The 21,913-nt window shown below is 60.4% G+C and carries 20 protein-coding genes and 1 tRNA gene; 7 read left to right on the top strand and 14 right to left on the bottom strand.

What is annotated here, in order from left to right; genetic code table 11:
• Window positions 1-2: 2 nt before the first annotated feature.
• From ACSV9I_RS14225 to obgE, 10 genes are all read right to left on the bottom strand, one after another.
• On the bottom strand, window positions 3-533 hold the full coding sequence (locus ACSV9I_RS14225) for an RNA pyrophosphohydrolase (protein WP_438329471.1): 531 nt from the start codon (window positions 531-533) through the stop codon (window positions 3-5).
• Window positions 534-574: 41 nt separating this feature from the next.
• Window positions 575-1,747 (bottom strand): divergent polysaccharide deacetylase family protein, encoded by a 1,173-nt coding sequence (locus tag ACSV9I_RS14220; protein WP_054158058.1) that lies wholly within the window; start codon window positions 1,745-1,747, stop codon window positions 575-577.
• A gap of 84 nt (window positions 1,748-1,831) precedes the next feature.
• A complete protein-coding gene (locus tag ACSV9I_RS14215) occupies window positions 1,832-3,151 on the bottom strand; it encodes a S41 family peptidase (RefSeq protein WP_054158057.1) in 1,320 nt (439 codons plus the stop codon).
• Complete coding sequence (locus tag ACSV9I_RS14210) at window positions 3,141-4,535, bottom strand: murein hydrolase activator EnvC family protein (protein WP_438329664.1); 1,395 nt, start codon at window positions 4,533-4,535, stop codon at window positions 3,141-3,143. Before ACSV9I_RS14210 ends, ACSV9I_RS14215 begins: the two co-directional genes overlap by 11 nt.
• 167 nt (window positions 4,536-4,702) lie before the next feature.
• A complete protein-coding gene (gene rlmH, locus ACSV9I_RS14205; protein WP_054158056.1) occupies window positions 4,703-5,185 on the bottom strand; it encodes a 23S rRNA (pseudouridine(1915)-N(3))-methyltransferase RlmH in 483 nt (160 codons plus the stop codon).
• 105 nt (window positions 5,186-5,290) lie between these two features.
• A complete protein-coding gene (gene rsfS / locus ACSV9I_RS14200) occupies window positions 5,291-5,650 on the bottom strand; it encodes a ribosome silencing factor (protein ID WP_054158055.1) in 360 nt (119 codons plus the stop codon).
• Between the two features lie 185 nt (window positions 5,651-5,835).
• Entirely contained in the window at window positions 5,836-6,426 is a 591-nt protein-coding gene (locus tag ACSV9I_RS14195; RefSeq protein WP_054158054.1) for a nicotinate-nucleotide adenylyltransferase, read from the bottom strand.
• 37 nt (window positions 6,427-6,463) lie between these two features.
• The gene (locus tag ACSV9I_RS14190; RefSeq protein WP_438329468.1) at window positions 6,464-7,747 is read right to left on the bottom strand and encodes a glutamate-5-semialdehyde dehydrogenase; all 1,284 of its coding nucleotides are present in this window, start codon (window positions 7,745-7,747) and stop codon (window positions 6,464-6,466) included.
• Window positions 7,740-8,918 (bottom strand): glutamate 5-kinase, encoded by a 1,179-nt coding sequence (proB, locus tag ACSV9I_RS14185; RefSeq protein WP_054158053.1) that lies wholly within the window; start codon window positions 8,916-8,918, stop codon window positions 7,740-7,742. The genes ACSV9I_RS14190 and proB overlap by 8 nt, the downstream gene beginning before the upstream one ends.
• A complete protein-coding gene (gene obgE / locus ACSV9I_RS14180; protein ID WP_054158052.1) occupies window positions 8,918-10,006 on the bottom strand; it encodes a GTPase ObgE in 1,089 nt (362 codons plus the stop codon). The genes proB and obgE overlap by 1 nt, the downstream gene beginning before the upstream one ends.
• Before the next feature lie 86 nt (window positions 10,007-10,092).
• Here obgE and ACSV9I_RS14175 point away from each other — a divergent pair, with 86 nt between their 5' ends.
• Entirely contained in the window at window positions 10,093-10,959 is an 867-nt protein-coding gene (locus ACSV9I_RS14175; RefSeq protein WP_438329466.1) for an endonuclease/exonuclease/phosphatase family protein, read from the top strand.
• 42 nt (window positions 10,960-11,001) lie between these two features.
• Here the strand turns inward: ACSV9I_RS14175 and ACSV9I_RS14170 are convergent, their stop codons facing one another.
• From ACSV9I_RS14170 to rplU, 4 genes are all read right to left on the bottom strand, one after another.
• Window positions 11,002-11,580 carry a GNAT family N-acetyltransferase gene (locus ACSV9I_RS14170; protein ID WP_438329465.1) on the bottom strand — a complete coding sequence of 193 codons (579 nt, stop codon included), beginning with the start codon at window positions 11,578-11,580 and terminating at the stop codon, window positions 11,002-11,004.
• Window positions 11,577-12,215, bottom strand: a complete 639-nt coding sequence (locus ACSV9I_RS14165) for a GNAT family N-acetyltransferase (RefSeq protein WP_438329463.1) — start codon at window positions 12,213-12,215, stop codon at window positions 11,577-11,579. Before ACSV9I_RS14165 ends, ACSV9I_RS14170 begins: the two co-directional genes overlap by 4 nt.
• A 130-nt stretch (window positions 12,216-12,345) precedes the next feature.
• On the bottom strand, window positions 12,346-12,615 hold the full coding sequence (gene rpmA / locus ACSV9I_RS14160; protein ID WP_054158048.1) for a 50S ribosomal protein L27: 270 nt from the start codon (window positions 12,613-12,615) through the stop codon (window positions 12,346-12,348).
• A 33-nt stretch (window positions 12,616-12,648) separates the two neighbouring features.
• The gene (gene rplU, locus ACSV9I_RS14155; RefSeq protein ID WP_054158047.1) at window positions 12,649-12,963 is read right to left on the bottom strand and encodes a 50S ribosomal protein L21; all 315 of its coding nucleotides are present in this window, start codon (window positions 12,961-12,963) and stop codon (window positions 12,649-12,651) included.
• 271 nt (window positions 12,964-13,234) lie between these two features.
• Between rplU and ACSV9I_RS14150 the strand changes: the two genes are divergently transcribed.
• The 6 genes from ACSV9I_RS14150 to ACSV9I_RS14125 all read left to right on the top strand — a co-directional run bounded on the left by ACSV9I_RS14150 (window position 13,235) and on the right by ACSV9I_RS14125 (window position 21,017).
• Window positions 13,235-13,324, top strand: a tRNA-Ser gene (locus ACSV9I_RS14150).
• A gap of 323 nt (window positions 13,325-13,647) precedes the next feature.
• On the top strand, window positions 13,648-16,092 hold the full coding sequence (gene hsdR / locus ACSV9I_RS14145; protein WP_438329462.1) for an EcoAI/FtnUII family type I restriction enzme subunit R: 2,445 nt from the start codon (window positions 13,648-13,650) through the stop codon (window positions 16,090-16,092).
• Between the two features lie 53 nt (window positions 16,093-16,145).
• Entirely contained in the window at window positions 16,146-17,600 is a 1,455-nt protein-coding gene (locus ACSV9I_RS14140; RefSeq protein ID WP_438329460.1) for an N-6 DNA methylase, read from the top strand.
• Window positions 17,597-19,267, top strand: coding sequence for a restriction endonuclease subunit S (locus tag ACSV9I_RS14135; RefSeq protein WP_438329458.1), 1,671 nt, complete (start codon window positions 17,597-17,599; stop codon window positions 19,265-19,267). The genes ACSV9I_RS14140 and ACSV9I_RS14135 overlap by 4 nt, the downstream gene beginning before the upstream one ends.
• Window positions 19,264-19,617: a hypothetical protein gene (locus tag ACSV9I_RS14130; protein WP_438329457.1), complete on the top strand. Its 354-nt coding sequence runs from the start codon at window positions 19,264-19,266 to the stop codon at window positions 19,615-19,617. The genes ACSV9I_RS14135 and ACSV9I_RS14130 overlap by 4 nt, the downstream gene beginning before the upstream one ends.
• Before the next feature lie 524 nt (window positions 19,618-20,141).
• Window positions 20,142-21,017, top strand: coding sequence for a hypothetical protein (locus ACSV9I_RS14125; RefSeq protein ID WP_438329455.1), 876 nt, complete (start codon window positions 20,142-20,144; stop codon window positions 21,015-21,017).
• Window positions 21,018-21,913 lie beyond the last annotated feature (896 nt).

Genomic DNA, 21,913 nt, shown 5'->3' with positions numbered 1-21,913 from the left:
GGTCAGCCTGCCAGGTGGGAGAACTCCGCCACGACTTCTTCGTAGACGGCGCGCTTGAAGGGCACGATCAGGTCGGGCAGATCCTGCATCGGCTTCCATTCCCAGGCATCGAATTCCGGCTGATGTCCGCCGGGCGGCGGGTTGATGGCGATCTCGCTCTCGTCGCCTTCGAAGCGGAAGGCGAACCAGCGCTGGGTCTGGCCGCGATACTTGCCGCGCAGGCCGATGCCGATCAGGTGGGCCGGCAGGTCGTAATTGATCCAGCGGCCGGCTTCGGCCAGCAGCGAGACGGTCTTCATGCCGGTTTCTTCATAAAGCTCGCGCATGGCGGCAGGCAGTGGCGCCTCGCCCGCGTCGATGCCACCCTGGGGCATCTGCCAGAGCTGCGGCGAGCCGTCATATTCGGAATTGCCTTCCGAGATGCGTCGGCCGGCCCAGACGAGGCCGGCCCTGTTCAGCACCATGATGCCGACGCAGGGGCGGTAGGGCAAATCTTCGGCCTTGATTTTCGGGCTCAAGTCTTCGGATGTCATGGGGCTGCTCTCGGTTCGCACGGTGTCTGCGGGTTTCGTCTTCAATCGGCGGCGATGGCGGAGACGCCGACGATCTCGATGCCACGGGCCACGGCTTCTTCGCGCCATTTGGCCACGGCGTCTATGGTTTCATCAAAGGCAGCGCCGACGCCGATGGCCTGGCCGTTGCGGCGGGCGATGCGTTCCAGCTCGTCGAGCTTGGCGAGGATCGCCTGGCTATCGATCTGGCTGTCGATGACGACATCGGCGAAAGCATGCGGAAAGCCGACGGCCTTGGCGTAATCCCCGGACAGCGAGCGCGCCGTCGAGCCATCGTCCAGGAACAGCAGACCGCGCGCGGCAATGTCGCGCATGATCGGATCCATCGCCTTGTCGTCGGCGAGGAAGCGGGCGCCCATATAGTTCATGATGCCGGTATAGTTGGTGATCTGACCCATCGCCTTGTGCAGGTTTTCAAGGTTCGATGCGGCGCCCGCCTCGGCCAGAAGCGTATCGCGGCCCGGATCATTGTTCGGATAGTCGAAGGGCTCCATCGGAACCTGCAGCACGATCTCATGGCCCTTGCGGCGGGCTTCCTGCATCCAGCGCTGCAGGCTGTTGCCAGTCGCGGCAAAGGCAAGGGTGATATCATCCGACAGGTCGCGCACGGCCTTCTGGCTGCCCGTCTGGCTCAGGCCGATGCCGCCGATGACGATGGCGATCTTCGTGCCGCGGGCACCGGACCAGGGCCTGGCGTAATAATCGACCGGGCGCAGGCCCGTATCCGACACGACCGGCAGGCGGCCTTCGGGCGTGTCTTCGAGCAGATCCTCATTGGGCAGGCCGGCGAGACGGGGATCCTGCGTGTTCGTTGCGCCGATGATAACGGGGCCCTGGCGCGAGGTGGGGCTGAACGTGGTCACGACATTGCCGTCCGCCGTTGTCGTACGCCGAACATTGGCGCCGTCACGGGGGCCGCTTGCCGATATACCGGCAGCAGGGCTTTCGGTCGTGTCACGTTGGGTTCCCTCGGCGAGCACGGGTGGTTCGGCTGCGGGGGGCGTCAGGCTGATCGGAGCTTCGATGGAGAGGGGTAGCGGCGAAAGTGCGGTCCAGGCGGACACGCCGACCAGGGCGAGACCGGCTGCAACGGAGGACAGGGTGGACAAACGTATGCGACGCTTGCGGCGGTGGCCGCCCTTTCGCTCCTGACCGAGCGGTGCATGCAGATCCATGCCGAGACTTCCGATGAATGTGGCGGATCCTGAAGATCCGAACGCCCGCGCCTTGAGGGAGGCGCGGGCGGCGGCGATAGCGGTTTACTGCAGCGATGCCTTCTGCGGATCGGCCGGGAAGGCCGGATCGGTCTTCACGCCGCGCAGCAGGTCAAGCGCCTGGTTGAGCTGGACGTCATCCTTGGCTTCCGGCGGGACATAGGCGACCGAGCCGGAGCCTTCGTCGGTTTCGGCATTGCCCTTGATGTGACCCGGCAAGGCCGATTCACCTTCGGAGCGGACCTTGCCCTGGAGTTCTTCCGGCAGGGGCTGCTCGACCTTGATGTCAGGCTCGATGCCGGTGCCCTGGATCGAACGGCCCGACGGCGTGTAGTACAGTGCCGTGGTCAGACGCAGCGCGCCCTTTTCGCCCATCGGGATGATGGTCTGGACCGAACCCTTGCCGAAGGAGCGGGTGCCGAGCACGGTCGCGCGCTTCAGATCCTGCAGGGCGCCGGCGACGATTTCAGACGCCGAGGCCGAGCCGCCATTGACAAGCACAATCACCGGCTTGCCATCGGTCAGATCACCGGCGGTCGCGTTGAAGCGGCGGGTGTCCTGCGGATCGCGCGAGCGGGTGGAGACCACTTCGCCACGCTCCAGGAAGGCGTCGGAGACATAGATCGCCTGGTCGAGCAGGCCGCCCGGGTTGAGGCGCAGGTCGAGAACATAGCCCTTCAGCTTGTCGGCCGGGACTTCCTTCTTGATCTTCTCGATCGCGGCTTCCAGGTCGTCATAGGTCTTCTCCGTGAAGGAGATGACGCGGAGATAGCCGACGTCACCTTCGACGCGTGACTTGACGGCGCGGATCGGGATGATTTCGCGAGTGACGGTGATGTCGATCGGCTTATCGGCACCCTTACGCAGGATGGTCAGCTTGATCGGCGTGTTGACCGCGCCGCGCATCTTTTCGACCGCTTCCTCAAGCTTGAGGCCGCGAACGCTTTCACCGTTGATATCCGAGATGAAGTCGCCGGCCAGAATGCCGGCCTTGGCGCCGGGCGTGTCATCGATCGGGGTGATGACCTTGACCAGTTCTTCTTCCATCGTCACTTCAATGCCGATGCCGCCGAATTCACCGCGGGTCTGGGTCTGCATGTCCGCCGCATCCTTGGCGTTCATGTAAACGGAATGGGGGTCAAGCGAGGTGAGCATGCCGTTGATGGCGCTCTCCACGAGCTTGTTTTCATCCGGCGGCGTGACGTATTGCGCGCGGATGCGCTCGAAGACGTCGCCGAAGATCGAGAGTTCCTTGTAGGTGGATGCACCCGCAGCCTGAGCCGGGACGCCCGCCGAATAAATGACACTCATCGCAGTTGCGCCCATCAGGGCGCCGACGAGGAGAAGAGAGACCCTACGTATCATTCTGTGCCTTTCCAGAATCGCCTCCGGCCCACCAAGGACGGGAATCAACCGGTTTACCGTCTTTTCGCAGTTCTATGTAAAGAGTAGGACGCTCCGTTTCCAGCGCCAAAGCAATGGCACTGGCCACTCTTTTTTCACCCATGGTCGCCAGCGGCTCTCCAGACAACACAAACTTGCCCTGTCCCGTCGTGATGCGGTCCATGCCGGACAGCACCATGTGATAGCCTTCGCCCGTGTTCAGAATGATCATCTGACCGTAGCTTCTGAAATTGCCGGCAAACACAACCCAACCATCGGCCGGTGCAGTCACCAGAGCGCCGGGCTGAGCAGCGATCACGGTGCCCTGTGCCTGATGCCCGGTTCCATCCGGATCGCCGAACTGACGCAGCGTTTCGCCCGCCACTGGCAGGTCTAGCTTCTGCTGCAATTCGGAGAACGGATATGCTGGCGCAATACGGTTTTTATCAGGCAATCCCGACTGGGCCAAATCACGAGCCCGTGCCTTCTGGTCCTCGGTCATCTGGGCCCGGCGCGTCTCTTCGGCGCGGGCGAGTTCTGCGGCCTGGCGTACCGAAGTGATCTCGTTCTCGAGCGATGCGATCAGCGCTTCCATGGTGGTGACGCGTTCGGCAAGGCTTTCCGCCTGCTTGCGTTCGGCCTGCAGCTGCAGTGAATTGGTGCGTGCGAGCCGATCATTCTCGACCAGAAGCATGTCCATCCGCCGTTCTTCCTCCTGGCGGCTGGCAATGGTCGTGACGAGGCTTTCCATCTCGGTGCGGCTGGCGTCGCGCAGCGCAATCAACTCTCTAAGGTCGCCTGCCAGCTTGTCTGTCTCTTGGCGGACGCCGGGCACGACTGCGCCGAGCAGGATGGCGGTGCGCACCGATGCCAGTGCATCCTCCGGGCTGACGAGCAAAGCCGGCGGCGGATTGCGTCCCATGCGCTGGAGAGCGGCCAGGACCTCGGCGAGCACGGCGCGACGGTCCTTGAAGGAGGCGCGGATCTTGTCCTCGCGCACACCGATATCGGCCAGTCGCTTCTCGCCAGCACTGATCTTGTTCTCGATGTCCTTGCGGCGTGCGGCAGATTCCAGCAGGGCCGATTTCAGGCTTTCCGAGGATTTCGTGATCTCGGCGATACTCTTTTCGAGCTCGGCCGTCTTTTCTGCCGAAAGCTGCATGGTGCGTGCCACTTCCTGCAGTTCACTGCTGACCTCATCGCGCTTGGCGCGGAGCTCCAAGGCCGGGTCCGGCTTTTCCGGCGCAACGACCGGGGTTGTCACCAGATCGTCGCGCTCCGGTCGTGGCGGGACTGCGCCTGTCGTGATCGAAGACCTGTCATCCGGAGCGGCGTGCAGATGATGGTTTGCGCCAAGCGGCACCACGACGAGACCTGCGAGCAACGCAACGCGGCCGCAGCGGGCACCGCTTTGGCGCCACAGTCTGTCGATCGCGGTCAATCTGCTCGTCACTCGCAAGGCATTTTCCCAGGTTTGGCGGGAAAATACGCTGATTTGCGCCTCACGCAAAGCGATATAGCGCCGTCCTTCCGTCACACCCGATGATAAGGGTGGCCGGTGAGGATCGTGACGGCACGGTAGAGCTGTTCGGCAATCAAGATCCGGACGAGCTGATGCGGCCAGGTGAGCTTTCCAAGGTTCAAAACGAGGCGGGCCCGGTCCCGCAATTCGGGGTCCACGCCGTCGGCGCCGCCAATGACAAAGGCCATGTCCCGCTGGCCATTGTCGGCTGCTTCCCCGATAAATTTGGCGAATTCGGCGCTGTCGAGGGCCTTGCCGCGTTCATCGAGCACGACAATGAAGGCGCCGTCGGGGATCTGGCGGGAAAGCTCGGCGGCTTCCTCGCGCTTTCTCGTGTCGGCATTGCCGGCGCGGCTTTCATTCAGCTCGACGGAGCGGGTGAAATCCAGTCCGCATTGCGGTCCGGCCTTGGCGAAGCGGTCCAGATAACGGGACGCAAGTTCCTTCTCCGGTCCAGCTTTCAGCCGGCCTACGGCATAGATGCCAATTTTCATGCGGCAGTCCCAGGGGTTAAGGTCACAAAACCATCTCTATCGGCAGGATGACGCCTGCCGTGTCAATCCGGCTTCGAGACCGTCCACCGGACGGCCGGCCGTTTTTCAGTGCAGCCGGTCCTCGATGTCCGGAGCCGCCCACATCCTTTCCAGGTTGTAGAACTCGCGGATTTCGGGTCGGAATACATGCACGATGATGTCTCCCGTGTCGATCAGGACCCAATCGCCGGTTTCCAGGCCTTCGACGCGGGCAGAGCCCAGGCCTTCGTCCTTCATGTCGGAGATGAGGTGTTCGCTGATCGCCGTGACATGACGGTTCGAGCGTCCGGATACGACCACCATGTAGTCGCCCAGTGCGGATTTCCCGGCAATGTCGATAGAGACGATATCTTCTGCCTTCGAGTCCTCAAGGCTTGCGAGGACCAGCTCAAGCGCACGGGCTGCAGCATCGGCGCCACGTTCCATGCTCTTCGGGGTAGCGCGGGGTGCGCGTCCCTTGGTGTGTACTGTTGTCAGAGTTCATCCTTTCCTTGGCAAAACAGAACAGCACGTCTGCGTTTCCCATCGCTGGGATCGCATCCAAAAGGTGGCATCGATCGACGATTCTTTCAAGGGACCGGTCGCAGATGCCGTCATCGGGCGTCGGATCTTCATCCGTTTTCGGCAGCAGAGCGCAAGGCGGTGGAGCTCAGCGTCGAGCGCGGTCCGTGGATAAAGGTCCAGGCGGGTGCCTTCTTCTGCCACAGGACGCCGGCATCTTCCTCATCGACGCGGGCATAGTCGAAGGTGCGAGCCATCTTCGAGGACAGATAGGCAAGCGTTGATCCGGGGCGATCGATCACGGCAATCGGGAAGGTGCTGGCGATCTTCTGCCAGTTTTGCCAGTGGTGGAAGCCTGCCAGATTGTCGGCACCCATGACCCAGACAAAGTTGACATCGTGATTGCGGGCGCGAATGAATTCCAGCGTCTTCGCCGTATAGCTGGTGCCCAGCGCCTGCTCGAAAGCGGTGATCTTGATGCGCGGATCTTCCGCCAGCGCTTCGCAGGCCGTCAGTCTCTCGCCGAGCGGGGCGAGCTGACGGTGGCTCTTCAAGGGGTTGCCGGGCGTCACCATCCACCAGAGCTGGTCGAGCTTCAGCCTGCGGATGGCGATTTCCGCGACGAGCAGATGTCCCCGGTGTGGTGGATTGAAGGACCCGCCGAACAGACCCACCACCATGCCTGGCTCGACATGCGGCATGATCCGATGGCGGTGCGCGATGGCGGGTTCCTCCACGTCAGGGACGGACCTGGCCGGTGCCGCGGACGCGGTATTTGAACGAGGTCAGCTGCTCGACGCCAACAGGGCCGCGGGCATGCATCTTGCCGGTCGCAATGCCGATTTCGCCGCCCATGCCGAACTCGCCGCCATCGGCAAACTGGGTCGAGGCATTGTGCAGCAGAATGGCGGAATCGATCTCGTTGAAGAAGCGTTCGACCACGGCAGGATCTTCGGCGATGACCGCTTCCGTGTGGTTCGACGAATAGCGGGCTATGTGTTCTATGGCGCCGTCGATGCCGTCAACCAGATCGACCGAGATGATCGCGTCGAGATATTCGGTTGTCCAGTCGGCGTCGGTTGCGGGCGTGAGGCCACCCACGCGTGCCAAGACGGCCTCGGAGGCGCGGATCTCGCAGCCTTTGGCGGCAAGCGCGTCGAGGATCGGCTTCAGATGCGTGTCGGCTGCAGCGCGATCAATGAGCAGGGTTTCGGCAGAGCCGCAGATGCCGGTGCGGCGCATCTTGGCGTTGACGGTGATCTTGACGGCCATGTCGAGATCGGCCGAGGCATCAACATACACGTGGCAGAGGCCTTCGAGATGGGCAAAGACCGGGACGCGCGCTTCCTGCTGGACGCGGGCGACAAGGCTCTTGCCGCCACGCGGCACGATGACATCGACGGCGCCATTGAGACCGGAGAGCAGATAGCCGACGGCGGCGCGGTCCGTCACCGGCACCAGCTGGATCGCATCGCCCGGCAGGCCCGCAGCCTCAAGCCCCTTCACCAGGCAGGCATGGATGGCGCGTGAGGAATGGACGCTGTCGGAGCCGCCGCGCAGGATGACGGCATTGCCGGCCTTCAGGCAGAGGGCACCGGCATCGGCGGTTACATTGGGGCGGCTTTCATAGATGACGCCGATGACGCCAAGCGGGGTGCGGACGCGCTCGATATGCAGCCCGTTCGGACGATCCCATTCGGCAATCAGCGATCCGACCGGATCCGGCAGATCGGCGATTTCGCGCAGCGAACGGGCGATGCCGGCAATGCGTTCGCTGTTCAGCGTCAGGCGGTCAATAAAGGAGGCGGCGACACCGGTTTCGGCGGCGTTTTTGAGGTCGGTGGCATTGGCTGCGAGGATCTCGGCTTCGGCTGCGAGCAGCGCATCCGCCATGGCATTCAACGCCTTGTTCTTGGCTGATGTCGAGGCGGTCGCCAGCGGTCGGGCGGCGCGGCGGGCGCGACGCCCGATGTCGAGCATCACGGCTTCCATCGAATTGTCATTGGAAACGCTATCAAGCATGGGCGGCATCCTTCCGGTCTTCGGCGGCAGCTGCATCGCGCTGGCCAAGTTCGGTCATGACGAGATCATCACGGTGGATCATGGCGGCGCGACCGGCATAGCCGAGGATCTCTTCGATCTCCTTCGACTTGCGCCCGCAGATGCGCCGGGCCTCTTCGGCATCATAGCCGGCAAGTCCGCGGGCGATCTCGCGGCCACTGGACCCGAGGATCGAAACCGTGTCGCCGCGATGGAAATTGCCAGAAACCGTGCGAACGCCGGCGGGCAACAGGCTCTTGCCGGATTTCAATGCGCCTTCCGCGCCAGCGTCGACCTCAATCGTGCCGGCCGGCTGGAGCTGTCCGGCAATCCAGGTCTTGCGGGCGGTGACCGGCGATTTCGACGCGGCGAACCAGGAATGGCGCGCGCCGCCTTCGATGGCGGCGAGAGGGTTCATCGTCTTGCCCGACGCAATGATCATCGCACAGCCGGCGCTGGTCGCGATCTTGCCGGCATCGATCTTGGTGCGCATGCCGCCGCGCGACAGTTCCGAGGCCGCACCACCCGCCATGGCTTCGATATCAGGCGTGATCTCGGCAATCGTGTCGAGGAAACGGGCCTCCGGATCGAGATGCGGCGGGGCCGTGTAAAGACCGTCGATATCCGAGAGCAGCACCAGCAGATCAGCGCCGGCCATGGTGGCCACGCGGGCGGCCAGGCGATCATTGTCGCCATAGCGGATTTCGGTGGTAGCCACCGTATCGTTCTCGTTGATGATCGGCACGGCGCCGATCTTCAGAAGCTGGTTGAGGGTGGCACGGGCGTTGAGGTAGCGCCGGCGCTCCTCGGTATCGCCGAGCGTCAGCAGGATCTGGCCGGCCACGATCTGATGGCGCGAGAGGCTTTCTGCCCAGTGACGGGCAAGCGCAATCTGGCCGACAGCGGCGCAAGCCTGGCTTTCCTCGAGCTTCAAGGCGCCTTTGGGCATGTCGAGCACGGTGCGGCCAAGCGCGATGGCGCCCGAGGAGACGACGAGAACGTCGGTCCCACGGGCTTTCAAGGCGGCGATGTCATCCGAGATCGCATCGAGCCACTCCGACTTGATGCCGGAACCGCGATCGACCAGCAGGGCGGAGCCGATCTTGATGACGACGCGCTTGACGCGGGAGAGCGAGCGGAGCCGGGTCGTCATCAGTCGTCGCCTTCTCCGTCGAGGCCGGCTTCAAGATTGCCATCGCCGTCGCGGTTGCGGCGGTTCTTCTCGCGCTTTTCCGGCAGGGGCTGGTTGCCCTGGGCCGCGACAATGATGTCGCGCAGCGCACGCAGCGCATCCGTCATGCCCTTGCCGGTGATGGCCGAGAGCAGGAGGGGCGTCTGGCCGCAGGCCTTTTTCAGTTCCGCCGCCTTCTTCTTCAGTTCTGCCGCGTCGAGCACGTCGATCTGCGACAGCGCCACGATCTCCGGCTTGTCATCCAGGCCGCCGCCATAGGCGTCGAGTTCGCGACGCACGGTCTTGTACGCCTTGCCGACTTCTTCTTCCTGGGCGGAAACGAGATGCAAAAGCACGCGGGTGCGCTCGACATGGCCGAGGAAGCGGTCGCCGATGCCGACACCTTCATGGGCGCCTTCGATCAGGCCCGGAATGTCGGCCAGGATGAATTCGCGCTCGTCAATGGTGGCAACGCCGAGGTTCGGATGGAGCGTGGTGAAGGGATAGTTGGCGATTTTCGGCCGGGCGCGGGTCACGGCGGCGAGGAAAGTCGACTTGCCGGCATTGGGCAGGCCAACGAGACCGGCATCGGCAATCAGCTTCAGGCGCAGCCAGACGGTCTTTTCTTCGCCTTCAAGGCCAGGATTGGCCCAATCCGGCGCCTGGTTGGTCGCGGTCTTGAAGTGGGCATTGCCGAAGCCGCCATTGCCGCCCTTGGCGATGCGGAAGCGCTGGCCTTCGACGGTGAGGTCTACGATCAGGGTCTCGTTGTCTTCCTCGAAAATCTGCGTGCCGACCGGAACCTTGAGGGTCACGTCGTCGCCATTGGCGCCGGTGCGGTTGCGGCCCATGCCGTGCGTGCCGGTCTTGGCCTTGAAATGCTGCTGGAAGCGGAAGTCGATCAGCGTGTTCAAGCCATTGACGGCTTCTACCCAGACATCGCCACCGCGACCGCCATCGCCACCGTCAGGTCCGCCGAATTCGATGAACTTTTCACGCCGGAACGACACAGCACCGCCACCGCCGTCGCCGGAACGAATGTATACTTTTGCTTCATCGAGAAATTTCATCGTACTGCCGTCTTGTGTCGGTTGCGTTTTTCCGCTCGGATCGCGGCCATCGTTATCGCCGCAGGGCGCGGAGGTCAAAGAGTATCGTGAAGTTCGTCAGCTACAACATCCAGTATGGCATCGGCCAGGACGGGCGTTTTGACCCGGATCGGATTGCAGCCAGCCTTTCTGGTGCCGATGTGATCGCGCTTCAGGAGGTCACCCGTGGCTTTTCGCGCAATGGTCACGCCGATCTCGTCGCGGTGTTTTCGGCGGCCTTCCCGGATTACTCTTGCGCTTTCGGGCCGGGCTGCGATGTTCTCGTCGACCATCAGATGGTCGATGGGCGTCGCATCGAACGGCGCTTCCAGTTCGGCAATATGGTGCTGTCGCGTTTTCCGATCAGGGCCACGCGCAACCTGCTCTTGCCGCGCATGCGCACCTATGACCGGCTCAACCTGCAGCGTTCGGCGCTGGAGGCGGTGATCGAGGTGCCGGGGGAGGGGCAAGGGGAGGCGCTGCGCGTTTACTCCGTGCATCTCGACCACATCTCTCCCGACGAGCGGATCGCGCAGATTGCCTTTCTCAAGGAACGCGCCTTCCGCTATCTCGAAGAGGGCGGGGCGCTGACCGGGATCAATGAGTTTGACCTGCCCGATCCGCCGCTGCCGGCGGACTTCGTGATCATGGGCGATTTCAACATGGAGCCGGAGAGCGCGGAATATCTTACGATGGCCGGGCGCAAGGATGCCTATTACGGCCGCGTGGCACGTACCGGCTTTGCAATCGATGCCGAGGCGCGGATCGGCCGGCCGGCAGACGGCTATAGCTGGATCAGCGAGGATGGAGCGCGGCGCATGCATCTCGATTATTGTTTCCTGAGTGGCGGCCTTGCCCCAAGATTGAAGGCCGCGCGGGTGGATCTGTCGGCACTCGGCTCCGACCATTTTCCGGTCTGGATCGAGCTTGCTTGATGGATCCGGGCAAGGTTTGCCCAGATCCCGCTTTTGTGGGCCTCAGCTCCGGCCGTTGAAATCCGACTGGGTGAGCCGCATGTCGACGAGCGGAACCATGCCGTTGCGGGCAACCGAATAGACTTGCGTCATTCCGGTCGTGCGAAAGCCGCGCCTTGAGAGCAGGCGCAGCGACGCGGCATTGTCGGCAAAGGCGCCGCCGGCAATTTCCACCTGCGGCATACGCCGAAAGAAGCGCTCGAGTGTGAGCTCGACTGCCTCGCCCATCAGCCCCTTGCCCCAGTAGAATCGGTTCAGCCAATAGCCGAGGTGCCAGAGCCCGTGTCTGAGTTCGAGCGAGACGACACCGACATGGACGTCATCGAGTGTGACGGCCAGATGCCAGTCGGGCTTGAGGCCTGACGTTGCCATGTTCAGCCAGTCGCGGGCATCCTCGCCATCATAAGGCACAGGGACCCTTGTCAGCATGCGCGCCACGGCGAAATCGCCAAGTGAGGCGGCAATGGCCGGCGCATCCGCCATGCGGTGGGGCCGAAGAACGAGCCGGGTTGCCTCGATCATGGGGCAGGGTCCGGGTGTGACAGGCCGCGTGGCCTGCCGTTCGGCAACAAGTGCGCTCACCGCATCTCCCCCCAGCTCTTCAAGGACAGCCAGGTCTTGCGATCCAGCCTGTACCATTCCACCGGGACCGTGCCGCCCATGGCGAGGTTGCCGACCATGCCGGTGCCCTGGAACTGGAAGCCCGACTTCTGGATGACCCGGCGCGAGGCGATGTTGGTGACGCGGCACCTTGCATCGATGCGGGACACCCATTCGCGGGTGCGAAAGGCCATGTCGATCAGCGCATGCGCCGCCTCGGTGGCATAACCCTTGTTCCAGTAAGGCTCGCCCAGCCAATAGCCGAGTTCGAGCGTGGTATCGTCGACGGGATTGGGCTCCAGCGCGCAGCAACCGAGAAATTCGCCGTTTTCCGCTTTCGTGATGGCATAGACGCACTTGCCGATCTCGCCGATATTCGTGCGTCGCACGAAGTCGGCCGCGTCTTTTGCCGTGTAGGGATGCGGCATGCGGGCCACCATGGTGGCGATCGCGGCATTGTTGGCGAGATGGGCAAGGGCGTCAATGTCTTCGATGTGCGGGGCGCGCAGAACGAGCCTTTGTGACAACAAGACAGGGCAATCGGTCCTGGTCCGATCGGGCCTTGGCCGCTCTTCGGGGGACCGGAATTGGTCCTCCCTCATCAATAAGCTTTCCATGGTTCAGTCTCCTTGGTTGGAAAAGAAAAAGGGGGAGATGGTGTCCCATCTCCCCCGTTTTCTTGAAACTGAACCTTGCGCGCTCAGCCGGGTCAATGAGACACCGGCTGTTTGTTAAACGCTACCGGCTTTATTCTGCTGCTTCGGCTTTCGGCATTACGGACACGTATACCTTGCCGTTGGCCTTGGTACGGTACGCGACATTGCCTTCGATGAGCGCAAATACGGTGTGATCCTTGCCCATGCCGACATTGGCGTCGGGATGCCACTGCGTGCCGCGCTGACGAACGATAATGTTGCCTGGAATGACGGCTTCGCCGCCGAACTTCTTCACGCCAAGGCGCTTGGAATTGGAATCGCGACCGTTACGCGAAGAACCGCCAGCTTTTTTGTGTGCCATTGGATTGCTCCTTTAAACCTAGTTATCAGCGTTTCAGGCTGCGACGATATCGGTGATGCGCACCACGGTGTGGTGCTGACGATGGCCGCGCGAACGCTTGGAGTTCTGACGACGACGCTTCTTGAAGGCGATGACCTTCTTGCCGCGGGTCTGCTCGACAACTTCTGCCGTGACCTTGGCGCCAGCCACGAAGGGCGCGCCGATGGTTGCGTCTGCGCCGACGCCGACCATGAGGATCTCGGTGAATTCGATGGTCGCACCAGCTTCGGCTTCCAGCTTTTCGATGGTCAGCACGTCGTTGGCATTGACGCGGTACTGTTTACCGCCGGTCTTGATGACTGCGAACATTTTTTAACCTTTCATGTTCGTTCCGGCTCTCCTCAAAGAGGGGCCGTCTTTTTGCCAGTCGGAGGAGCGGAACTTTCATCCCGCCGGTTCACTTCGCGGATCGCGAAGACCACAAGGCACATTTCTGCACACTTTAAGTCGAGGGTCGCATACGTGAGCCCCTTCTGGGTGTCAAGATAAAAGCGGACAAAACCGTCACATTCGCTCTTGCGTGGGGGGTGACTTGCCGCTATGAGACAGCCCGCGCCACCGTGCGCCGACCAATGTGACCGGAGAGGTGGCTGAGTGGTCGAAAGCACCGCACTCGAAATGCGGCATACTCGCAAGGGTATCGTGGGTTCGAATCCCACCCTCTCCGCCATCCACTGTTGTCTTTGTTGGGTTTTTTGGTCGCGTTTTGGTCGCAGGCCCACCTTTCGGCCCACTTTTTGCAATTCAGTGCTGGATTCTCCAATTTTTCGATCGAACCGACACCTTGGCTTTGAGAGCTAGGCATTTGGGTTCGCATCCGCAAGCCTGGCGCGATTGCTTTTTACTGTTTTTTGCTCTCCTGCCTGCCGATTTTGCAAGTGGTTGGGCTCCCGCATGTGTGGGATGCAAGGTTGCCCTTGGGTTGCATCTGCTGTGAAGACTCTATTCTAATGGCGGTCTTGCCAAGGGTGCATCAGGGAGAAATGCAGCGGGATGGACAAGCGCTCTTTGACGGAACGCGATATCTGCACGAAGTTCATCTTGCCGGCCGTCAAACAGGCCGGCTGGGATATGATGTTGCAGGTCCGGGAAGAGGTCTTCTTCACAAAAGGCCGCATCACTGTGCGTGGCAAGCTCGTCGCCCGCGGCAATGCGAAAAAGGCCGACGTCGTCCTCTATTACAAGCCCAATATCCCGATCGCGCTCATCGAGGCGAAGGACAACACTCATGCGGTCGGCGATGGACTGCAACAGGGGCTGGACTATGCCGAGACGCTGGCGATCCCCTTCGTCTTTGCCTCGAATGGCGACGGCTTCGTGTTTCACGATCGTACCGGCCTGAGGGACGTGAAGGAGGAAAACCTCCGCCTCGACCAGTTCCCATCTCCGGATGACCTTTGGCGGCTTTACAGCCAATGGAAGGGCCTGGATACCTCTGCTGAAGCCTTGGTGCTCCAGGACTATTACGATGATGGCAGCGGCAAGGCCCCGCGCTATTATCAGGTAAACGCCGTCAACGCTGCCATTGAGGCCATCGCCAAGGGGCAGGATCGCGTCCTGCTGGTCATGGCCACCGGTACGGGCAAGACCTACACCGCATTCCAGATCATCTGGCGTCTGTGGAAGGCCAAGCGCAAAAAGCGCATCCTATTCCTGGCTGATCGCAACGTGCTGATCGACCAGACCATGGTCAACGATTTCCGCCCCTTCGGCGGCGCAATGGCCAAGCTTTCTACCAAGTCAAAGACGATCGAACGCCCCGATGGAACCGAAGAGTCTGTGCCGCTGGCGCTGGATCGCAAACGCCGCATCGACACCTCGTTCGAAATCTATCTTGGGCTCTATCAGGCCATCACCGGTCCCGACGAACGCCAGAAACTTTTCCGTGAGTTCTCGCCTGACTTCTTCGACCTGATTGTCATCGACGAATGTCATCGCGGCAGCGCGGCCGAAGATTCCGCTTGGCGAGAAATCCTCGAATATTTCTCCGCTGCGAGCCAGATCGGTTTGACGGCGACGCCGAAGGAAACCGAGTACGTGTCCAACACCGCCTATTTCGACGAACCGGTATTCACCTACTCCCTGAAGCAGGGCATCAGCGACGGTTTCCTTGCACCCTACAAGGTGATCAAGGTCCACATCGACCGTGATGTCGAAGGCTATCGCCCGGAAAAAGGCCAGCTGGACCGCGACGGCGAGGAAGTTGAAGACCGAATCTACAACGCCAAGGATTTCGACCGCACTCTGGTTCTGGATGACCGCACCAAGCTGGTGTCCGCCAAGGTGACCGAGTTTCTCAAGGAGAGCGGCGACCGCTACCAGAAGACCATCGTCTTTTGCGTTGACGAGGAACACGCGGCCCGCATGCGTCAGGCGCTCATCAACGACAACAAGGACCTGTGCGACGAGAACCCCCGTTATGTCATGCGAATCACCGGAAGCGACACGCTCGGCCAGGCGCAGATCGGCAACTTCATCGATCCGGAATCGCGCTACCCGGTGATTGTCACCACTTCGCGGCTGCTCTCCACCGGCGTCGATGCCCAGACCTGCCGCCTCATCGTGTTGGATCGCCCCGTCGGCTCCATGACCGAGTTCAAGCAGATCGTTGGCCGCGGCACGCGCGTGCATGAGGATACGCAGAAATTCTACTTCACCCTCATGGATTTCCGAGGCGCGACGAACCACTTCGCCGATCCCGAATTCGATGGTGATCCGGTGCAGATTTATGTGGCGGGCGAGGACGATCCCATCACGCCGCCAGATGGTGAGCCGCTCGCCTTCGAAGACAATGAGCAGGACGAATATACGGCAGAGCCGCCGACCACTGGTGGCGAGGAGGTGACCTTCCCGCCCGGCGGCGGCGAACGTCAGAAGAAAGTCTATGTCGATGGCATCAGCGCAAAGGTTATCGCCGAGCGTGTCGAATATCTCGATGCCAATGGCAAGCTCGTCACCGAAAGCCTGCGCGATTTCACCAAGGCAGCGCTGCTTCGCCATTTCGCCAGTCTCGATGATTTCCTGAAGCGTTGGAAATCGGAGGAGCGCAAGGACGCCTTGGTCAAGGAACTGGCGGCAGAGGGCCTGCCGCTGGATGTGATCGCCAAAGAGCTCGGTATTGACCTCGATCCCTTTGATCTAGTCTGCCACATTGCCTTCGACCGAAAGCCGCTGACGCGGCAGGAGCGTGCCGACAACGTGAAGAAGCGCGACGTCTTTGCCCGATACGAGGGCAAGGCACGGGCCGTGCTGGATGTGCTCTTATCCAAGTATGCCGATGAGGGCGTTTTGAACCTCGACGATACCAACGTACTCAAGATACCGCCGGCCAACACGCTCGGTACCGCCATCGAACTTGTCCGCGCCTTTGGTGGCAAAGCCGCTTTTGAACAAGCGGTCCATGCGATGCAGAACGCAATTTACGAGGATGCCTCGTGAGGTTAGACCCTCCCGAGTGCACCACGCAGCCACTAACAGAATGAAGCAGCATCATGTCAGTCCGTAACACCGTCAAATCCATCCAGGATATCATGCGCCAGGATGCCGGCGTCGATGGCGATGCCCAGCGCATCAGCCAGCTCTGCTGGATGTTTTTCCTGAAGATCATGGACGATCAGGACCAGGAACTGGAGCTGACGCACGACAATTATGTCTCGCCAATCCCCGAAAAATTCCAATGGCGCAACTGGGCGGCGGACCCAGAAGGCATCACCGGCGAGGCGCTGCTGAACTTCGTCAACAACGAGCTTTTCCCCGCCTTGAAGGGCCTGCCGGCCTCGGCTCAAGCCGGAGACCGCCGCCGTGTGGTGCGCGATCTCTTCGAGGATGCCTATAACTACATGAAATCTGGCCAGCTGATCCGCCAGGTGGTCAACAAGATCAGCGATGTGGATTTCAACAGCCTGACGGAACGCCAGCATTTTGGCGAAATCTACGAACAGATTTTGAACGACCTGCAATCGGCCGGCAATGCGGGGGAATACTACACCCCGCGCGCGCTGACCTCCTTCATGGTGGAGCGCATCGACCCGAAACCTGGCGAAACCCTGTTCGACCCTGCCTGCGGCACCGGTGGCTTCCTGACCTGCGCCATCCGCCACATGGAGAAGAACCATGTGCGCACGCCGGAGAGCCGCGAGAAGATGCAGGCCGGTTTGCGCGCCGTGGAAAAGAAGCCGCTGCCGCATATGCTCTGTGTCACCAACATGCTGCTGCACGGCATCGAGGACCCGAGCTTCGTGCGCCACGATAACACGCTCGCCCGCCCGCTGATCTCCTGGGGCAAGGATGAGCGCGTCGAAATCGTGCTCACCAACCCGCCCTTTGGTGGGCGTGAGGAAGACGGCATCGAAAACAACTTCCCGACCTTCCGCACCAAGGAAACCGCAGACCTATTTCTGGCGCTGATCGTGCGTCTGTTGAAGGATGGCGGCCGCGCCGCCGTGGTCCTGCCGGATGGCTCATTGTTCGGCGAGGGCATCAAGACAAGGCTGAAGGAGCATCTGCTGGAGGAGTGCAATCTCCACACCATCGTGCGCCTGCCCAATTCGGTCTTCAAGCCCTATGCCTCGATCGGTACCAACCTGCTGTTTTTCGAAAAGGGCGCGCCGACCAAGGACATCTGGTATTGGGAACACCGCGTGCCGGAGGGCCAGAAGGCCTATTCCATGACCAAGCCCATCCGGCAGGAGCATCTGCGGGATTGCGTCGACTGGTGGGGCGGCCAGGAGCGGAAGGGCCGTGAAGAAGGCCCGCAGGCCTGGCGCGTGACCTTGGAGGAGGTGAAGGCGCGGGGCTACAATCTGGATTTCAAAAACCCGCACACTGTGACCGATGATCATGGCGATCCGGAAGAACTGCTGGAAGAGTTGATGGCTGCCGAGGCCAATGCGGCACGGCTGCGCGACCAGCTGAAGAGCATTCTGGCCGAGGCGCTGGCCCGATGAACGCCTCACTTTTGAATGCCCTATCTGCAGCGATTAGCGACAATCCTGTCCACGTTCTGCAATTGCGCAAGATCGTAGTGGCACTGGCTATATCCGGACGGCTTAACGAAACAGATGCATCGATTGGCCGCGAGGAAATCCTCGCGTTGCTTGATGATGTGAAACGCAGGCTCATCTCCCAGCGAATTCTGACCAAACAGAAGCCTATCGTCGCCATCACCCATGATCAATTGCCCGATGATTTCTCCGATCCTTCGAAGTTTGTTTCGCTGGGACAGATCGCCAGGGTCGAAAAAGGTAAGACGGGTATACAGCAGGCTAAGCCGGGACCCTACCCCCTTGTCGTCACCGCTGCTGAGCGGATAACTGCTGATCACTACGACTTCGACGGTGCGGCAGCCATCATCCCATTGGTTTCATCGACTGGGCACGGCAACGCCAGCATTAATCGCCTTCACTATCAAGAAGGCCAGTTTGCGCTCGGGACTATCCTTGCTGCCGTATTGCCTCATGACCCCGCACTCTTTTCTGCCCGCTTCCTGTTTGAGTATCTGTCTGCATTCAAGGAAGAGCTTCTTGTCTCCAGAATGTCAGGTACGGCCAACGTCACCCTCACTCTCGGTCGCATAGAAGACGTTCCGGTTCCCTTGGTACCTCCTGTAATTCAACAGCAGCTCGATGAACTGATGGCGCTGTGCGACGAGCTGGAAGCGGCGCGAACGGAGCGGGAGACGAAACGGGACCGGCTGACGGCGGCAAGCCTTGCCCGCCTCAATACCCCCGACCCGGAAACCTTCCGCAACGACGCCCGCTTCGCGCTCGATGCCCTGCCGGCGCTCACCGCCCGACCGGACCAGATCAAGCAGCTGCGCCAGACCATCCTCAACCTCGCCGTCCGCGGCAAGCTCGTGTCGCAGGACCCGGCCGACGAGCCGGCGTCGGAGCTTTTACGGCGCGTCGAGGTATGCAAGCCAAGGAATAGAAAGCCAACTGTCAAAATCGATTCGCGCGGAGCCGCATACGATGTACCGGCGACATGGACATGGGCGTCCCTCGATCAACTTGTTGTTTCCGGCCCGCAGAACGGCATCTCGCCACGCCCAACGAGCCGCGAGGATGCACCGAAGGCGATCACGCTCTCAGCGACCACGAGCGGGAAATTTAACGCTGCTCACTTTAAGTGCGTAGAAGGAAACTTCTCGCCAGAATCCGATTTCTGGCTGTCTGATGGAGACCTTCTTTTTCAGCGTGGAAACACTCCAGAGTATGTTGGAATGGCTGCCATTTATCACGGCCCGCCCCAAACGTTCCTGTTTCCTGATCTGATTATCAAAGTGCGCGTATCTGACGATGTTGCTCTGTCATATGTGCATCTCGCTTCGATATCTCCGTCTGGCCGTCGATATTTGACTGAGAACGCATCTGGTGCTCAAGCGACGATGCCCAAAATCAATCAAACCACGCTGTTGTCGCTTCCTATCCCCCTCCCACCGCTCGCCGAACAACGCCGCATCGTCGCCAAGGTCGATGAACTCATGGTGCTCTGTGATCAGTTGGAAACCAGCCTGACCAGCGCCGACGCGACGCGGAAGAAATTGCTCGACGCGCTGCTGGCCGAGGCGCTGGTACCGATGGATGCCGAGTCCCTGCGGGAGGCTGCGGAATGACGTTTCGTGTGCTCGACGCGCTGCCTGTTCTAGTGTCGCGACTCGGCGAAACCATCAACAAGGTTCCGAATGGTGACAGGTCCGGCCTTGAGAATATGAAGGTCATGGCTTTCAAGACATCCGCTGGCAAGCTTCTCGCGCTGGATGTCTACTCGGGAAACATGAAGCGGGTGAAGCTCTGGATCGAGCCGCCGCTCTCGGCCTCTATTCCGGGCGTCATATCCGTTGCCCCAAAACTGTGCGCCGATCTCAATCGCAAGGACCTGGCGGCCCTGTCCGCTGGAAAGGCGCTCTACCTTGAGATCAGTAGCAGGGCGGGTCTGGATGGCTTGCTGGACTGGTATTCGTAAGAGAGCGGACCCTACTATTCCGATCGATGCGGTGGGATCACGAGCCCGCCGGAAACCTGAATCTGCCGAGATAGCGAAACGGTTGCTTCGCAGTAAAGAAGAGCTCGCACCAAGGGCGCGAGCTCTATTGCTTCGCTGGCAGGCTAGCACGCGGGCCACATCCGAAGAGAAGGGCGGGATGGGCCAGCAAGTTGAAGCTACGAACTAAGCTAATCTGGTTCAAGCCAATATTTCCGAGTACAGTCCGTTTCCGATGCGTGGTTTTTTAGCGTTTCACCGACCGGAACTCTTGGGGTCCCTGATGCAACGGCCGCAATGAGTGGTAGCCGGCTAAAGCAGCTGGGTAGTGGTGTTGACGAAACGAAAATGCCGGGTATCTTTTTCAGGGTCGTGACGGGAATGAAGCGATTGGGTAGCGGCCCAACTCAGGCACCGCCCTTTGGGTATGGTAAATCCGCTGAATATGTTTGGTCTTTCCATGGCAAGTAACGGTGCCCGCCAGTCTTAAACGTAAAGGACTGACGATGAAATTTCTGCAGACAACAGATCAATTCAAAGCTGTGGCCTTGGCTTTGGACAATTATCTTCAGGCCAACGATGCCGGAAAACCTGTTTCCGAGTTGGAGTTGGCAGGCCTTCTTCTGCGCCACGCGCATTTGCCAGATGGCCAAGTGTTCGCCTTGGGCGTGCAAAGACTTGCGTCGTTGTTGAATTCAAAACAAGGAACCAAGCCGGGCAGAGCAGCACTGTTGCAAGCACTGTCTCATGCCTTTGTTGGCGAAACCTATCAGCGTTTCGAGGCTCGGCTCAATTGCGCGACCTCCCTCCGTGAACTTTTTCCTGATGCTCAGATCCCTGCTTGCTCATTCAAGGACGGAGAGCGACTGGAGCACCCGTTTCCGCTCGCTTATCGGGAGTTGGGTTATCTGCACGAGTGGCGTCAGGTTTGGGAACGCAATTCTATATCGACAAAGAGAAGTCCGTTCATTCCGCCGATGCTACCTTCATCATACTTCCATGGTAACAGTATAAATTACGAGTACCGCCGCAACTGGCATCAGCCAGCCCAGTTTTCGCCAAAGGCTATTCCGACTTTGCGTGACGCGGTGCGCCGCTATGATGATGGTACCTGCTGCGTTCTGGTTCGCGAAGGTCGCAAATCCCCTATGGCGGGCGTTCGCTGGTATTGGTGGGGCCATGGCGGCCAGATAAATGGACTTGAATACACGATGATTCTTCGCCGTTGGAATAAGTGGTTCTTCACCCATTTCGACCTTCGATATAATCGTCATGATCCATCCTATGGTCCCGCCATTAAAGTCATCAAGGGTGATAGGCCTGACAGCTTCGTTAGGGACATACTTGAGGAGATGGATTCTACCAGGCCGTCTTGGGAGTGACGGGTGACGTGCCATAGGTAATGGTCGATCAGTTGGGCCAGGGATGAGATCTGGCGCAGCCTCGCAGGATTTGCCGCCGAAGATAAATCGAATTGTTGCAAAGTGATATCAGGCTGAAAACTCAAAATCAGCCCGAAATTTCTGTGCCCCCATTAAAGCTGTGAGACCTGTCGGTCTGAGGAAAAAAGGTGGTACCCTTTCCTTTGTTTGCGTGAGGTCTGGCCATATTTTCGCACATGTGAGTGGCGCTGTTTGCTGATGTAAGTCAGATTCCCCACTTTAAGTCTTTCGTGGTGATCTCACTGCCACGAATGGCCCGGACAGGGTTTGGATCGCCTTGTCCGGGCACCTTGCGAAGCTGTTGGCGCACGAGCGTTTCAGACAGATCGCGCGTGGCGCCGGCAATCCTGATGCGCGAAGCCAATTCTCCGTTAAAAACACGGCTGTGGACCCATGTAAGTACGTCTGCACCAAATATGATGTCAGCTTTACTCACAACCCTTCTATCCGCCGACGGAGCCAGCGGTCGCTTTCGCTTCCATCTGAATCCGCGTCTAGCGTGCGGTCGCACCAGGCATGTTCAGCGGGCCCAAGATTGATCTCCGTCGAACGAGGGCTGCTCGCGTGCAGGACGCCAAGGGCAGAGGATTTGCGGAATGCCGTCGATGCAGCTCGCAGTTGCGCCACCGATTCTGCCATCGTTCTACAACTTGAGAACAGGCGGGCTATTCATGCGGTACGGATCGATCTGTCCCCCTTGTGAGCCAGGATGCTTCTTCGGTGCCAGCGTCGCCTCCGCGTGTACGACAAGGTGAGCCAAGCGATTGCGGGTTTTGGGTGATTGGCTCCAAAATCGGGAGCATTTGACGCTGGAGGTTCTCCACCTTAGCCATCCC

The organism is Rhizobium sp. G187 (assembly GCF_051549525.1).
Taxonomy (GTDB): domain Bacteria; phylum Pseudomonadota; class Alphaproteobacteria; order Rhizobiales; family Rhizobiaceae; genus Allorhizobium.
The sequence above is the reverse complement of the archived record's forward strand: the minus strand, read 5'-3'. Positions and strand labels throughout refer to the sequence as shown.